At 61.8% G+C, this 12,412-nt stretch carries 14 protein-coding genes; 6 read left to right on the forward strand and 8 right to left on the reverse strand.

The annotated features are described in order from the left end of the window. Positions 1-40 precede the first annotated feature (40 nt). The 5 genes from ACE03M_RS05675 to aceE all read right to left on the reverse strand — a co-directional run bounded on the left by ACE03M_RS05675 (position 41) and on the right by aceE (position 6,505). Entirely contained in the window at positions 41-292 is a 252-nt protein-coding gene (locus ACE03M_RS05675; RefSeq protein WP_009882400.1) for an acyl carrier protein, read from the reverse strand. A gap of 118 nt (positions 293-410) precedes the next feature. Further along, on the reverse strand, positions 411-1,412 hold the full coding sequence (locus ACE03M_RS05680; protein ID WP_485933111.1) for a beta-ketoacyl-ACP synthase III: 1,002 nt from the start codon (positions 1,410-1,412) through the stop codon (positions 411-413). A 19-nt stretch (positions 1,413-1,431) separates the two neighbouring features. Continuing rightward, entirely contained in the window at positions 1,432-2,337 is a 906-nt protein-coding gene (locus ACE03M_RS05685) for an ACP S-malonyltransferase (protein WP_485933113.1), read from the reverse strand. Between the two features lie 55 nt (positions 2,338-2,392). Then, a complete protein-coding gene (locus tag ACE03M_RS05690) occupies positions 2,393-3,592 on the reverse strand; it encodes a PucR family transcriptional regulator (RefSeq protein WP_143921589.1) in 1,200 nt (399 codons plus the stop codon). A 150-nt stretch (positions 3,593-3,742) separates the two neighbouring features. Beyond that, positions 3,743-6,505: a pyruvate dehydrogenase (acetyl-transferring), homodimeric type gene (gene aceE / locus ACE03M_RS05695; RefSeq protein ID WP_485933114.1), complete on the reverse strand. Its 2,763-nt coding sequence runs from the start codon at positions 6,503-6,505 to the stop codon at positions 3,743-3,745. Positions 6,506-6,767: 262 nt separating this feature from the next. Between aceE and ACE03M_RS05700 the strand changes: the two genes are divergently transcribed. From ACE03M_RS05700 to ACE03M_RS05710, 3 genes are read left to right on the forward strand one after another with little or no spacing between them, the layout of a single operon-like run. After that, complete coding sequence (locus ACE03M_RS05700) at positions 6,768-7,211, forward strand: DUF3052 domain-containing protein (protein ID WP_260848010.1); 444 nt, start codon at positions 6,768-6,770, stop codon at positions 7,209-7,211. Further along, entirely contained in the window at positions 7,208-7,678 is a 471-nt protein-coding gene (locus ACE03M_RS05705) for a peroxiredoxin (protein WP_485933115.1), read from the forward strand. Before ACE03M_RS05700 ends, ACE03M_RS05705 begins: the two co-directional genes overlap by 4 nt. A gap of 38 nt (positions 7,679-7,716) precedes the next feature. Continuing rightward, entirely contained in the window at positions 7,717-8,121 is a 405-nt protein-coding gene (locus ACE03M_RS05710; protein ID WP_143921592.1) for an HIT family protein, read from the forward strand. A 6-nt stretch (positions 8,122-8,127) separates the two neighbouring features. Here ACE03M_RS05710 and ACE03M_RS05715 read toward each other — a convergent pair whose 3' ends face one another. Continuing rightward, positions 8,128-8,892, reverse strand: a complete 765-nt coding sequence (locus ACE03M_RS05715; RefSeq protein WP_485933117.1) for a MerR family transcriptional regulator — start codon at positions 8,890-8,892, stop codon at positions 8,128-8,130. A 93-nt stretch (positions 8,893-8,985) separates the two neighbouring features. Beyond that, positions 8,986-10,167: a trans-sulfuration enzyme family protein gene (locus ACE03M_RS05720; protein ID WP_485933118.1), complete on the reverse strand. Its 1,182-nt coding sequence runs from the start codon at positions 10,165-10,167 to the stop codon at positions 8,986-8,988. Between the two features lie 109 nt (positions 10,168-10,276). On the opposite strand from ACE03M_RS05720, the gene ACE03M_RS05725 reads away from it, so the two are divergent. Both ACE03M_RS05725 and ACE03M_RS05730 read left to right on the forward strand, forming a co-directional pair. Then, positions 10,277-10,753 (forward strand): Lrp/AsnC family transcriptional regulator, encoded by a 477-nt coding sequence (locus tag ACE03M_RS05725; RefSeq protein WP_143921595.1) that lies wholly within the window; start codon positions 10,277-10,279, stop codon positions 10,751-10,753. Positions 10,754-10,799: 46 nt separating this feature from the next. Then, on the forward strand, positions 10,800-11,228 hold the full coding sequence (locus ACE03M_RS05730) for a DUF1801 domain-containing protein (RefSeq protein ID WP_485933119.1): 429 nt from the start codon (positions 10,800-10,802) through the stop codon (positions 11,226-11,228). 42 nt (positions 11,229-11,270) lie between these two features. On the opposite strand, the gene ACE03M_RS05735 is transcribed toward ACE03M_RS05730, so the two are convergent. Continuing rightward, positions 11,271-11,870 (reverse strand): DUF2249 domain-containing protein, encoded by a 600-nt coding sequence (locus ACE03M_RS05735; protein ID WP_485933120.1) that lies wholly within the window; start codon positions 11,868-11,870, stop codon positions 11,271-11,273. A 98-nt stretch (positions 11,871-11,968) separates the two neighbouring features. Between ACE03M_RS05735 and ACE03M_RS05740 the strand changes: the two genes are divergently transcribed. Then, the gene (locus ACE03M_RS05740; protein ID WP_485933121.1) at positions 11,969-12,313 is read left to right on the forward strand and encodes a cupin domain-containing protein; all 345 of its coding nucleotides are present in this window, start codon (positions 11,969-11,971) and stop codon (positions 12,311-12,313) included. Positions 12,314-12,412: the final 99 nt, after the last annotated feature.

Raw genomic sequence — 12,412 nt, forward strand, 5'->3', positions numbered from 1 at the left:
ACACGGCCCGTCGGTGGACGGGCCGTGTTCGGCTAGTTTCTCAGGCCTCTTGAGCCTTGTTGATGTAGTCAACAGCGTCCTGGACGGTGACGAGGTCTTTGACGTCGTCATCCGGAATCTTCACGCCGAACTTCTTCTCAGCGTTGACGACGATGGTCATCATCGAGATGGAGTCGATGTCGAGGTCGTCGGTGAAGGACTTGTTGGCCTCGACTGCTTCCACAGCCAAACCGGTTTCTTCGTTGACGATCTCTGCCAGTCCAGCGAGGACTTCAGCTTCGGTGAATGCCATTTCTTTCCTACTTTCTAGTGTCAGCCGAGGGTTGTTCGACCGGTTGAGGAACTTTTCGACGAGTGTCCCGCCGAATATCTTAGGACATTCACGGAGAGTTTTCCGTGAATGAACCCGTTTAAGGGAGGCGGATCACTTGTGCGCCGAAGACCAGACCGGCTCCGAAGCCGATCTGCAGAGCGTATCCACCACTGAGTTCAGGCTGCTCGCGAAGCAGACGCTCGGTCGCCAGCGGGATGGATGCCGAGGAGGTGTTCCCGTTGTCGGCGATGTCGCGGGCGATGACGACGTGCTCGGGCAGCTTGAGCTGTTTGGCGAGTTCGTCGATGATGCGCATGTTCGCCTGATGCGGGATGAAGGCAGCCAGGTCGGAGGCTTCGATGCCGGACTCGGCAAGAGCCTCTTTGGCCACCTCGGCGCCGTCCCAGACGGCCCAGCGGAATACGGTCGGCCCATCCTGGCGCAAGGTGGGGAACGGAGTGTCGCGGTCGTCGCGGACGTCGTAGAGAGACTCGGTCATGCGGATCGTCGACCAGTTCTCGCCCTTCGAGCCCCAGACGGTCTTCGAGATGCCCGGCTCGTCAGACGACGAGACGACGACAGCACCGGCTCCGTCACCGAGGATGAAGGAGATCGAACGGTCCTCGGGGTCGATGACCTCGGAGAGCTTCTCCGCACCGATGACCAGAATATTGTCCATGGCCCCGGAACGGACCAATGCGTCGGCCTGTCCGATGCCGTAGCAGTAACCGGCACATGCCGCACTGATGTCCCAGGCGGGGATGGGGCCCGTCCCCAAGCGGTCAGTCAGCGCTGCTGCCGCCGAAGGAGTGAAGTATTCGAAGGTGACGGTGGCGATGATGATGCCGCCGATGTCTTCGGGCTTGAGCCCGGAGGATGCGATCGCTTCCAACGCGGCCTCTTCGCACATGTCGATGACACCGACGTCCTTGCTGGCGCGACGCCGAGTGATGATGCCGGTGCGCTGACGGATCCACTCATCGGAGGAGTTGATGGGCCCGGCGATGTCGTCGTTGGTGACGAGGTTTTCGGCACGGTAGGCACCGATGCCCATGATCTTGGAGAAGGTTCCGGATTCTGCGGTCTTCAGTGTTGGCATGATGGTCTTCCTTTGATGATCAGGCGTGGGCCGCGGCGAACTCACGCGCACCGTCGAGGTCTGCAGCGGACTTGATGGCGAATGTCTCCACGCCCTTCATGGCGCGTCGTGCGATTCCGGTCAGGGTGCCACCGGGGACCAGTTCGATCATTCCGGTGATTCCCGCATTCAGCAGCGTCTCCTGGCACAGATCCCAGCGAACCGGGTTCGTGACTTGCTTGACGAGGCGGTCGACATAGTCCTGACCGCTCTCAATGACTGTTCCATCCGAGTTGCTGAGGATATACGTGGCAGGATCTGCGATCTCCAGCGCCGAGGCAGTGGCGGCCAGTTCCTGGGTCGCCGAAGCCATGTACTCGGTATGGAAGGCACCAGCGACGGGCAGAGCAATGACGCGTGCTCTCTCCGGCGGGTTCTCCGCCAGCTTCTCCAGATCTTCCAAGGATCCCGCTGCCACCGTCTGCCCGCCTCCATTGACGTTGGCTGGGCTGGCACCGGCTGCCTCGATGGCCGTCAGAACGTCGGCAGGTTCGCCCCCGACGACGGCTGACATGCCTGTCGGCGTCTGGGCTGCGGCCGCTGCCATCCCTGCGCCGCGCACTGCGACGAAGCGCATGGCATCGGCTGGAGAGAAGACACCGGCGATCTGTGCGGCAGCGATCTCGCCGACGGAGTGCCCGGCAACATACTCTGCCCGAGCTCCGAGCTCAGCGGCGCACGCGATCGCTGAGGCGACGAGCAGCGGCTGTGCCAGTGCTGTGTCCTTGATGGTCTCGTCATCCGATTCGGTTCCGTGCAGGCGCAGGTCGATCCCGGATGCGGAGGAGAGTTCGTCGATCTGCGCGGCGAAGGCGTCGAGTTCCAGGAAGGAACTCAGAAAGCCCGACTTCTGGGCGCCTTGGCCCGGGCACGTGATTGCTAGCACTCAGTTCTCTTTTCACTCGACTTCGGTGTTCAATCTAGTGGATGGATCTTTCGGATCAGTGTGTTTTGTCGGTGTTCGACAATAGCCCGGCATCTGACAGTCGCCCGTAGACCAATGCGATGTGGATGACGAACGCGTCGCGGGAGACCGTCGGATCGAGTGAGATCGCCGAGGTGATCTTCCGGAGCCGGTATCTCACCGTATTCGGGTGGACTGAGAGTGCCTTGGCCGTGGCTTCCAGCGACGATCCGAATTCGACGTAGGCGCTGACCGTTTTGAGCAGTTGCCCGGTCCCAGAGGTCAGTGGTTCGTAGTATCGGCTGATGAGTTCGCTCAGGGCGACGGTGTCTCCGGCCAGGGCTCGTTCAGGTAGGAGCTCTTCAGCCCTGACGGGTCGGGGTGAGTCGGGGCGGGCGGTGGCGGCCCTGAGCGCCATGATGGCTGCCCTCGCCGAGGTGGCGGCCTCTGCCAGGCTCGGAACGCTGGGTCCGACGATGACTTCGGATGGTCCGAAGGATTCGGAGAGTTCCTCAACGGCGTCATCGAGTTCGGTGGCACCGCCGAGGACGATGAGCAGTCGGTTATCGTGAATGCCGACGAGGGCATCATCGGCCCATTTGCGGGCCTTGCGTCGGATGACGTCGAGTCCGCGCTTGGCCGACCTCTGCGGGGCCCGTCCGACAAGTACGCTGACGGGACCCTCCGACTGCCACCCGAAGGCAGCGGTACGGCTGGCCAGCTCATCGACGGAGTCGCCGCGAACCAGGGCATCAACGACCATTGCCTCTAAGCGAGCGTCCCAACTGCCCCTGGCCTCTGCGGCTCGGGCATAGACGTCTGCGGCGGCGAAGGCGATCTCACGGGAGTAGACGAGAACGGCTTCCCGCAGAGCCGGCTGCTCGACCGCACGTGCAATGTCGGGCACTCTCTCCTCGACGACTTCGACGACGATCTTGAGCAGCTGCAGGGTCTGCTGGAGACTGATTGCTCGAATCAGGTCGCGCGGGGCGGATTTGAAGATCTCGCTGACGACCCGCAGATCCGTATCGGGTTTGCGGTACCAGTCGATGAAGGATGAAATGCCCGACTGGGCCAACAGTCCGACCCAGGATCGATCAGAGGGGGACATGCTGCGGTACCAGGGGAGCCGAGCTTCAAGTCTCTGCAGGGTCACAGTGGAGAGGACTCCCACTCCTGCCCGCAGACGGCGCGCCGTCTCTGCCCGGCGCCGGAGCGTCTCGGCGTCAGTTGTCATAGGCACCACTTTAAAGGCTTCGTCACAATTCGCTTGTATGCGACACACAATTTTTTGTCGATTGAGACAAGCATGGCCGGAGTCTTAGAGACTCCGGCCATACTCATAGCGGTGTCGATCGCAGTGTCGAATCTGCCCAGCGCGCTGCGATCAGGCGCCGGCACCTTCGGTCGAGCCTGAGGTGCCCGCTGTGACGTCGTCGAGCTGGTACTTCCGTGCCGCCTCGGCGGCCTTGTCGATCGAGATCGCCCCGGTGTCGGCCAGGGAGATCAGAGCCTGTGTCACGACCGATGGTCCATCGACGTGGTAATAGCGGCGTGCTGCAGGACGGGTGTCCGAGATCGCGTAGCCGTCGGTACCCAGGGATGTGAAGTGGCCTGGCACATATTGACGGATCTGATCCGGAACCGCACGCATGAAGTCCGAGGTCGCCACAACAGGGCCTTCGGTCTCGGCCATCTTCTGAGTCACATACGGCACACGTGCCTCGACGTCTGGGGTGAGCAGTCGGTCGTCTTCTGATTTCAGGCCATCGCGACGCAGCTCGGTCCACGAGGTCACCGACCACACATCTGCCGAAACGCCCCAGTCCTCGGCGAGCAGCTCTTGGGCTTCGAGAACCCAGGGGACGCCCACGCCGGAGGCCATGAGCTGGACCTTCGGTCCGCCGTTGTCCGGCCCCTTCGACAGGAGATACATCCCCTTGAGCACGCCGTCGACGTCGAGGTCCTCTGGCTCAGGGGGCTGGACCATCGGCTCGTTGTACATCGTCAGGTAGTACATGACGTTGGGGTCGCGCTCATCGGCCGGATCGTACATACGGTGGATGCCGTCACGGACGATGCGGGCGATCTCGTAGGTGTAGGCGGGATCGTAGGACACGATCGACGGATAGGTCGATGCCAGCAGATGCGAATGACCGTCACCATGCTGCAATCCCTCGGCCACCAGCGTTGTGCGACCGGCGGTGGCGCCGAGGACGAATCCGCGTGCCATCTGGTCGCCGGCTGCCCAGAAGAAGTCGCCGCTGCGTTGGAAGCCGAACATCGAGTAGAAGATGTAGAACGGGATCATCGGCTCACCATGCGTCGCATACGAGGTGCCCACAGCGGTCAGCGCTGCGGTGGCACCGGCCTCGTTGATGCCAACATGGAGCAGCTGGCCGTCGGTGGCCTCCTTGTAGGCGAGGAAGAGATCGCGGTCGACCGAGATGTAGTTCTGGCCGTGCGGGTTGTAGATCTTCGCCGTCGGGAAGAACGAGTCCATGCCGAAGGTACGGGCCTCGTCCGGGATGATCGGCACGATGCGCTTGCCGAACTCCTTCTCTCGCATCAGGTCCTTGAGCACTCGGACGAAGCCCATGGTGGTGGCGATCGTCTGCTTGCCCGAACCGCGTTTGCCTGCGTCGAAGGCCTTGTCGGAAGGAAGCTTGAGATCGATGTGCGTGCTGCGTCGTTCGGGGGAGTATCCGCCCAGTGTCCGACGACGTTCCTGCATGTACTTGATCTCCGGAGCGTCCTGCCCAGGGTGATAGTACGGGGGCAGCTTCGGGTCTGCTTCGAGATCCTTGTCCGAGATCGGGATCTGGAAATGATCGCGGGCCAACTTGAGGTCGTCGATCGTCAGCTTCTTCATCTGGTGGGTCGCATTGCGAGCCTCGAAGTGAGGTCCCAGCGAGTAGCCCTTGACGGTCTTGACGAGGATCACGGTCGGCTGGCCGGTGTGCTCGGCGGCGGCCTTGTATGCAGCGAAGACCTTGCGGTAGTCGTGACCGCCGCGCTTGAGGTTCCAGATCCTCTCGTCGCTGTAGTCCTCGACCATGGCCTTCGTGCGGGGATCGCGACCGAAGAAGTTGTCACGGACGAATCCGCCGGACTCTCCTTTGTAGGTCTGGTAGTCACCATCGGGGGTGGCGTTCATGAGGTTGACCAGTGCGCCGTCTCGGTCCTTGCCCAGGAGGGTGTCCCATTCGCGGCCCCAGACGACCTTGATGACGTTCCATCCGGCGCCCCGGAAGTAGGCTTCGAGCTCCTGAATGATCTTGCCGTTGCCACGGACGGGGCCGTCGAGGCGCTGCAGGTTGCAGTTGATGACGAAGTTGAGATTGTCGAGTTCTTCGAACGCGGCGACATGGAGCATGCCGCGACTCTCCGGCTCATCGAGCTCTCCATCACCGAGGAACGCCCAGGTCTGCTGCTGCGAGGTGTCCTTGACTCCACGGTTGTGCAGGTACTTGTCGAACTGTGCCTGCGCAATCGCGTTCATCGGGCCCAGGCCCATCGACACCGTCGGGTGCTCCCAGAAGTCGGGGAGCTGATGCGGGTGAGGGTACGAGGGCAGTCCACTGGGCTTGCCGTCGATCTGGTGGGACTGCTGCTGACGGAAACCGTCGAGGTCCTGTTCACTCATCCGGCCTTCGAGGTAGGCGCGAGCATACATACCGGGCGAGGCGTGGCCCTGGTAGAAGATATGGTCGCCGCCGCCGGGGTGGTCTTTGCCGCGGAAGAAGTGGTTGAGTCCGACTTCGTAGAGCGTGGCAGACGAGGCATAGGTTGAGATGTGTCCGCCGACCTCGACTCCGGGCCGCTGGGCACGGTGGACGAGCATCGCGGCATTCCAGCGGTTCCAGCGTCGGTAGCGGCGCTCGACCTCTTCGTCACCGGGGAACCACGGTTCGTTCTCAGGACCGATCGTATTCACGTAGTCGGTGGCTGTCAGGCTGGGCACGCCGATCTGCTTCTCTCGCGAACGCTGAAGCATCCGCAGCATGACGTAACGTGCACGTGACCGTCCGCCCTCGTCGATGAGGCCGTCCAGCGATGCCAGCCACTCCTCAGTCTCTTCGGGATCGATGTCGGGCACCTGGCTGGGCAGCCCATTGAGTATCGGTCCGCCCTGTTTCCGATTGTCCACGGTGTGGTCCTCTCTTCCGCTCCACGATCTTCGTTGGTGTTGAGATCCGGGTGATCGAGTGGAATGGAAGATCAAATCATGATTGAGCCCAGGGTCCACCAGATACTCCCATCAGCCTAGTCCTCCCGCGCGAAGTTCGCTGGGGCGAAATTTTGTGATCTCGATGACGAGTTCGTGGTCTTCGATGCTCTTTGAGGTGGATTGCATCCGGTTGGCGCGCCGCCATTTGCACCTCCGGCACACTTGACGGAACAATAAGGGCATGAGTAACTCCTCTTCTGAAAGGACATCTTCCACGTCGACCCTCCCCAACGAGCTGGGCCAGAACCTTGGTTTGGCTGCGGGAGACTATGTGCAAGAAATCGGCTACGACGATGACGTCGACTTGGACCTGTGCCAAGCGATCGAAAACATCATCGGTGAGAAGATCGCGGACGGTGATGTCGATGATGTCTTCGACGTCATTCTGATGTGGTGGCGCTCCGACGACGACGACCTCATTGATGGTCTTGTCGACGCGCAGGCAACATTGAAGGAAGGCGGAGTCGTGTGGCTCCTGTCTCCCAAGGCAAGTCGCCCCGGGCATATCAGCCCGGCCGACATTTCTGAGGCAGCTCCCACAGCTGGCATGCATGTGACCTCGACGGTCAGTGCTGCCGAACATTGGGCTGGCTTCCGTTTGGTGGGCAAGAAGAACTATTCATGATCCTTCGGCCCGGAGACCGGGCCCCTGATTTCCGCGTGCCCGATCAGTTCGGGTCGACGCTCCACCTCGCCGAGGTTCTACGTCGCTCGGCTGTCATCCTCGTCTTCTTTCCGTTCGCCTTCTCGCCCGTGTGCGGCGATGAGCTCAGCGCCCTTGATGACCTGCGACAGTCGCTGGAGAGCGAGTCTCTTCCGGTCGAGATCATCACCATGTCCGTGGATTCGAAGTACACGCTCGCCGCGTGGTCGGAGGAACGCGAGATCGGCCTTGATCTCGGCTCGGACTTCTGGCCGCACGGCGATGTCGCCCAGTCTTATGGCGTCTTCGACGCTGATCACGGTGTGGCCGAACGCGGAGTGTTCGTCATCTCCCGAACAGGTACGATCGTGACCAGTCGTCAGGTCGCACGAACTGAGACGCGTGACTTCTCCGTTGACGTCGCTCAAGCGCGAGCACTCCGCGGTTGAGCCAATCGGATCATCGGATCAGCAAGGAGGAATGAAACATGGCCACCATCTTCACCAAGATCATCAACGGGGAAATTCCGGGCACTTTCGTCTACCAGGACGACGTGTGCGTTGCATTCCTCGATGTGTCGCCGATGACCGAGGGCCACACTATGGTCGTGCCCCGGGAAGAGATCTCACACTGGATCGACGCCGACCAGGATCTGCTCGATCACCTGATGGCGGTGGCGCGACAGATCGGACGTGCCCAGCAGGAGGCCCTCGACTGTGAGCGCATCGGCCTGCTCGTCGTCGGCTACGAGGTTCCACATCTGCACATCCACGTCCTGCCGACGAACTCGATGGACGATTTCGATATCTCTGACCGTGCGCCCATGCAGACCCCCGAACAGCTGGCAGGGCCCGCCGAGAAGATTCGGCGAGCCCTGGAGCGAAAGTCCTGACTGCTCCTAGGAATCCATGTTGGCGTCCACGTAGAGATGAAGTGAGTCCCGGACCAGCTCGGCGCCCTCGGTGCCGCCGTAATTGGCACCGAAGCGCGGATCGCTGACGTACATGTCTGCCAAACCGCGGACATATCCGTCCATGTCACCGTCGGGATCATTCGCCGGAGTCCCCGGAACAGCTCGCAGCCACTGAACGTGACGGTGAGCCAGGTCCTGGCAGCGCTCCGATTCGGGATCGGCTCCTGCTGCGGCGGCGTTCGTCCAGTCCTGACTCAGCTGGTCGACTGTCGCCTTCCATGACGCCTTGTCTTCGGGTCTCATCGACTCCCACCACTGCGCAGACGACTCATAAGCCGCTTGGCCCCAGCGCTGCGTCACTTCCTCTTTGTACTTGCGATGGTCGAAACCATCGAACATTTCCTCTGCCATGAGAGGTTCACCCGCTTCCAATCGTGCGATGGTCGCGGTGACGGCGGCGATCTGCCGCTCGATTCGTGCACGCTCGCGTCCGAGGCTGTGCACGTGTTCGCCCAATGCCGCAATCGGGTCGGAGGTGCCTTCGAGCGCCTCAGCGATCCGATTCAACGACATCCCGAGCTCCCTGAGCAGGAGAATGCGCTGTAGGCGCACCAGCCCTGTCTCGTCGTAGTAGCGATATCCGTTGTCGGCAGTGTACGTCGGTGGCAGTAAGCCGATTGCGTCATAGTGACGCAGTGTTCGGCTCGTCGTCCCCGTCATCCGCGCTGTTTCCTGTATGGACCAGTCCATACCGATCAGCTTAGAAGTTGACGTCGCGTCAATGTCAACGAGGACATGGGCACGGGTACTCCCTGGATCGGCAGCGGAGGACGGTCGGCCGGCTCAGGCGGCTGCTCGGCTCGCGTCGAGGGCAGCGATGAGATCGTCTGCCAGGTCATCGACGTGCTCGAGTCCGACAGAGAGCCGGATGAGACCGTCGCCCGGCCGTGCGGTGGCCGCAACCGGCCTGTGTGTCAGAGACGCCGGATGTTGGATGAGCGTGTCGACGCCGCCCAGGGATACTGCGTGAACGACGAGACTGCAGTGTTCGACGAAGCTGCGTGCGGCCTCGAATCCTCCGGCCAGCTCCATTGCGATCATGGCTCCACCACCGGACATCTGGCGCCCGAGAAGTCCGCGTGGGTCCTGGCCGTCCAGTCCTGGGTAGTGCACAGCTGCGATGGCAGGGTGCGCAGCCAGGCGCTCGGCGAGTTCACCAGCGGTGGTCTGTGCCGCGCGCATGCGCACGGCCAGAGTGCGCAGGCCCCGATGGAGGAGGTAGGCACCCATCGGGTGGAGAAGGGCTCCCGTGATGGCTCGGACCTGTCGCAGGCGCATCGCCCAGTCGGAGTTGGTCGCGATGATGCCGCCCATGGCATCACCATGACCGCCGAGATACTTCGTCGCGCTGTGCAGAACGAGGGCCGCTCCGTGGGAGATGGGCTGCTGGAGCACAGGGGTGCAGAAGGTGTTGTCGACCAGCACAGGCACGTTGCCGGCGGCTGCGACGACACCATCGAGATCCACGAGGTCGAGACTGGGGTTGGCCGGGGTCTCCACGATGACGAGTCCGGTGTCGTCCTGGATCGCCGAGGCGATGTCGGATTCTTCGGCCCACGTGACCCTCGTGCCCAGCAGCCCGGATTCGAGGAGGTGGTCGCTTCCGCCGTAGAGCGGACGCACTGCGACGATGTGCGGTGTTCCTGCGCTGACGGCTGCGAGGAGAGCCGCGGTCATTGCGGCCATGCCCGTGGCGAATGCGACCGCCTCGTCGGCATGTTCAAGCTCGGCCAGGGCCGTCTCGAAACGTGCGACACCAGGCTGCCACAGGCGCTGGTAGACGGCCGAATCGCCGTCCTTGAGCGAATGCCCGCTCGCCAGCCATTCGTAGGAGTCACCGCCGGTGGCGACATCGTTGACTGGATTGGTGGTCGAGAGGTCGATGGCCGGAACGTGGACTCCAGCCTCGGTGAGGCCTTCCAACCCGCCATGGACCATGAGAGTTTCTGCATGCAGTGAGGTCATGTCAGCATTCAAGCTATTCCTGCTATGAACCGCAATCATCAGTCAAGAATCCGTGATTTTCCGTGTTCTCATCGAAACTTCTTGAATCTCCTATGCCAGACTGTGAGTCATGTCGCAGAAAGTGGAACTCGATGATGTTGATCGACAGCTGCTCAAGGCTCTCAGCGATGATGCCAGAGCATCCGGCACCGCTTTGGCCGCGGCGGTCGGCATCTCCGAGTCGACGGTTTCGCTTCGTCTCAAACGCCTGAAGACGCTGGGCGTGATCAGAGGCTTTCGGGTCGACATCGATGCCGCAGCTGTGGGCATCCCGCTGCAGGCACTGATCTCCATCCGTCTGGCCAAACATGACCGAGCTGAGATTGATGCCTTCACCGCCGCGGCACCGCAGTTCCCCGGGGTGGTGCGGATGTACCACATGGCAGGAGCCGATGACTATCTGCTCCACATCGTCGCCACCGACACCGAGGCGGTCCAGTCATTCGTTCTGGACTACCTCACCCGCTACCCGGCGGTCGCGCACACCCGCACCAACCTCATCTACAAGGTTCAGGATGGTTCAGCCTGGATTCCCGACAGAGCCTGAACCTCGCTGCGGGGCTTCATCACCATCGAGAAGCCATAATTGAACCATGACCACTCAGAAGACACAGCCCACCGACGTTGACGTCAACGAGTTCCTCGCAGCTGCCAGCCCGAACAAGCGACGCGAGGATGGATTCGCGCTGGCAGCGATCTTCACCGAGGTCACCGGCACGCAGCCGGTGATGTGGGGTCCGTCGATCGTGGGGTACGGACAATACCAGTACGTTTCACCATCGAATCCGCGCAACCGTGGTCACTGGCCCAAGACTGGATTCTCACCACGTAAGGCTCAGCTGTCGCTGTACGGGCTCAAAGACACACCAACCGGAGCGGCGTTGCTGACCAGGCTCGGTACATACACCGAGGGTGCCGGATGCGTGTATGTGCGCAAGCTGGAAGACATCGACGAGGCGGTGCTGCGCAGACTCATCGCCATTGCGTTTGAGCGCCCCGACGATCCCGAACCCGCGTCCTGACTGCTGTCTGGACTGCCACATTGCACGGCTGTTTCGGCTGAGTCAGTGTCGACTGGTGATCGTCAGTCCCTGTTTGCGCTGATGGACCGAGAAGTACCGCAGGCCCTGAACCTCGTCGGCGAGGAAGCGTCGACGAGAGAGGCGGGGCAACCAGACGATCTGGCCCGGCGCGAGCGGGATCGTGGTCAGCTCTGTCTCCAGGGTTCCGCCGCCGTCGAGGATGTGGATGAGCACGTCGAGGCCGGGCCCAATGTGTTCCTTGATCTCACCACCGGGTGAGAGTGCGATGATGTTCGCATCGAGATCACGCGACTGTGGCTGGAGCTGCCACACGGAACCTGAGGCCTCCGCAGGTCCATTAAGTTCCTCGAGATCGGCCAGGACGCGGGGGAGAGGCGTCGCTGCTCGCTTGCTGATGAGAACCCGGAACTCCACGTCAATTGACGACTGTGGTTCCCAGGCCATTGCCTCGGCGAACTCCGCCTTCATCTCGCGCTTGAGATGCTTGGGTTCGTGGTCGTTGATGAGGATCAGACCGGAACCGACATCGAGTTTCCGATAGGCCGCCACGATGAGCGGATGCCGCTCAGGCTTGGGAACCGTCCGAACGTCAAAGGTTTCGGATACTGGGCCACCGGCCATGGTCAACCTCCAAAGTCAGTCTCACATCGATCAACTACAAGTTAACATCAGGGCTGAGAGGTCTAAGCGGCAGAAGTCGAACGAGCAGGACGGGACAGATGATGAATGACAATCCACAAACCCAGAACCTCGGCGAGCTGGCCGCCGAACTTCTGGAAAAGGCACGGGGCGCCACCAGCGGTCGGGCAGCCCACAGCGTCTACAGCGGGCACTATCTCAAGCAGGCCCTGCTGACATTGACTGCGGGGACGACGATGGCTGAGCATGATTCACCGCCGGAGGCGACGTTGCAGGTGCTGCGGGGGAGTGTGGCTTTATCGTCAGCGATGGACTCGTGGGACCTTCGCGTCGGAGACCTCATGACGATTCCTCCGGAGCGACATTCAGTGCAGGCGCATGAGGACTCAGCATTCCTGCTGACGATTCGAACCGATGTCAGCTGATCAACCGGGCCAGCTCCAGTGGGGATTCCAGCGGCTCTGACCAGGCAGGATGCCCAGCGGGGCCCGTAAGAAATAGAAAAAAGTGCCGCGACATCGTAG

It is taken from the genome of Brevibacterium sp. AGC70, from assembly GCF_057334195.1.

Bases quoted from the DNA above. Each gene is read 5' to 3' on its own strand.
- ACE03M_RS05675 (WP_009882400.1), bottom strand. From the start codon at position 292: ATGGCATTCACCGAAGCTGAAGTCCTCGCTGGACTGGCAGAGATCGTC.
- ACE03M_RS05680 (WP_485933111.1), bottom strand. From the start codon at position 1,412: ATGCCAACACTGAAGACCGCAGAATCCGGAACCTTCTCCAAGATCATG.
- ACE03M_RS05690 (WP_143921589.1), bottom strand. From the start codon at position 3,592: ATGACAACTGACGCCGAGACGCTCCGGCGCCGGGCAGAGACGGCGCGC.
- ACE03M_RS05700 (WP_260848010.1), top strand. From the start codon at position 6,768: ATGAGTAACTCCTCTTCTGAAAGGACATCTTCCACGTCGACCCTCCCC.
- ACE03M_RS05705 (WP_485933115.1), top strand. From the start codon at position 7,208: ATGATCCTTCGGCCCGGAGACCGGGCCCCTGATTTCCGCGTGCCCGAT.
- ACE03M_RS05710 (WP_143921592.1), top strand. From the start codon at position 7,717: ATGGCCACCATCTTCACCAAGATCATCAACGGGGAAATTCCGGGCACT.
- ACE03M_RS05715 (WP_485933117.1), bottom strand. From the start codon at position 8,892: ATGGACTGGTCCATACAGGAAACAGCGCGGATGACGGGGACGACGAGC.
- ACE03M_RS05720 (WP_485933118.1), bottom strand. From the start codon at position 10,167: ATGACCTCACTGCATGCAGAAACTCTCATGGTCCATGGCGGGTTGGAA.
- ACE03M_RS05725 (WP_143921595.1), top strand. From the start codon at position 10,277: ATGTCGCAGAAAGTGGAACTCGATGATGTTGATCGACAGCTGCTCAAG.
- ACE03M_RS05730 (WP_485933119.1), top strand. From the start codon at position 10,800: ATGACCACTCAGAAGACACAGCCCACCGACGTTGACGTCAACGAGTTC.
- ACE03M_RS05735 (WP_485933120.1), bottom strand. From the start codon at position 11,870: ATGGCCGGTGGCCCAGTATCCGAAACCTTTGACGTTCGGACGGTTCCC.
- ACE03M_RS05740 (WP_485933121.1), top strand. From the start codon at position 11,969: ATGATGAATGACAATCCACAAACCCAGAACCTCGGCGAGCTGGCCGCC.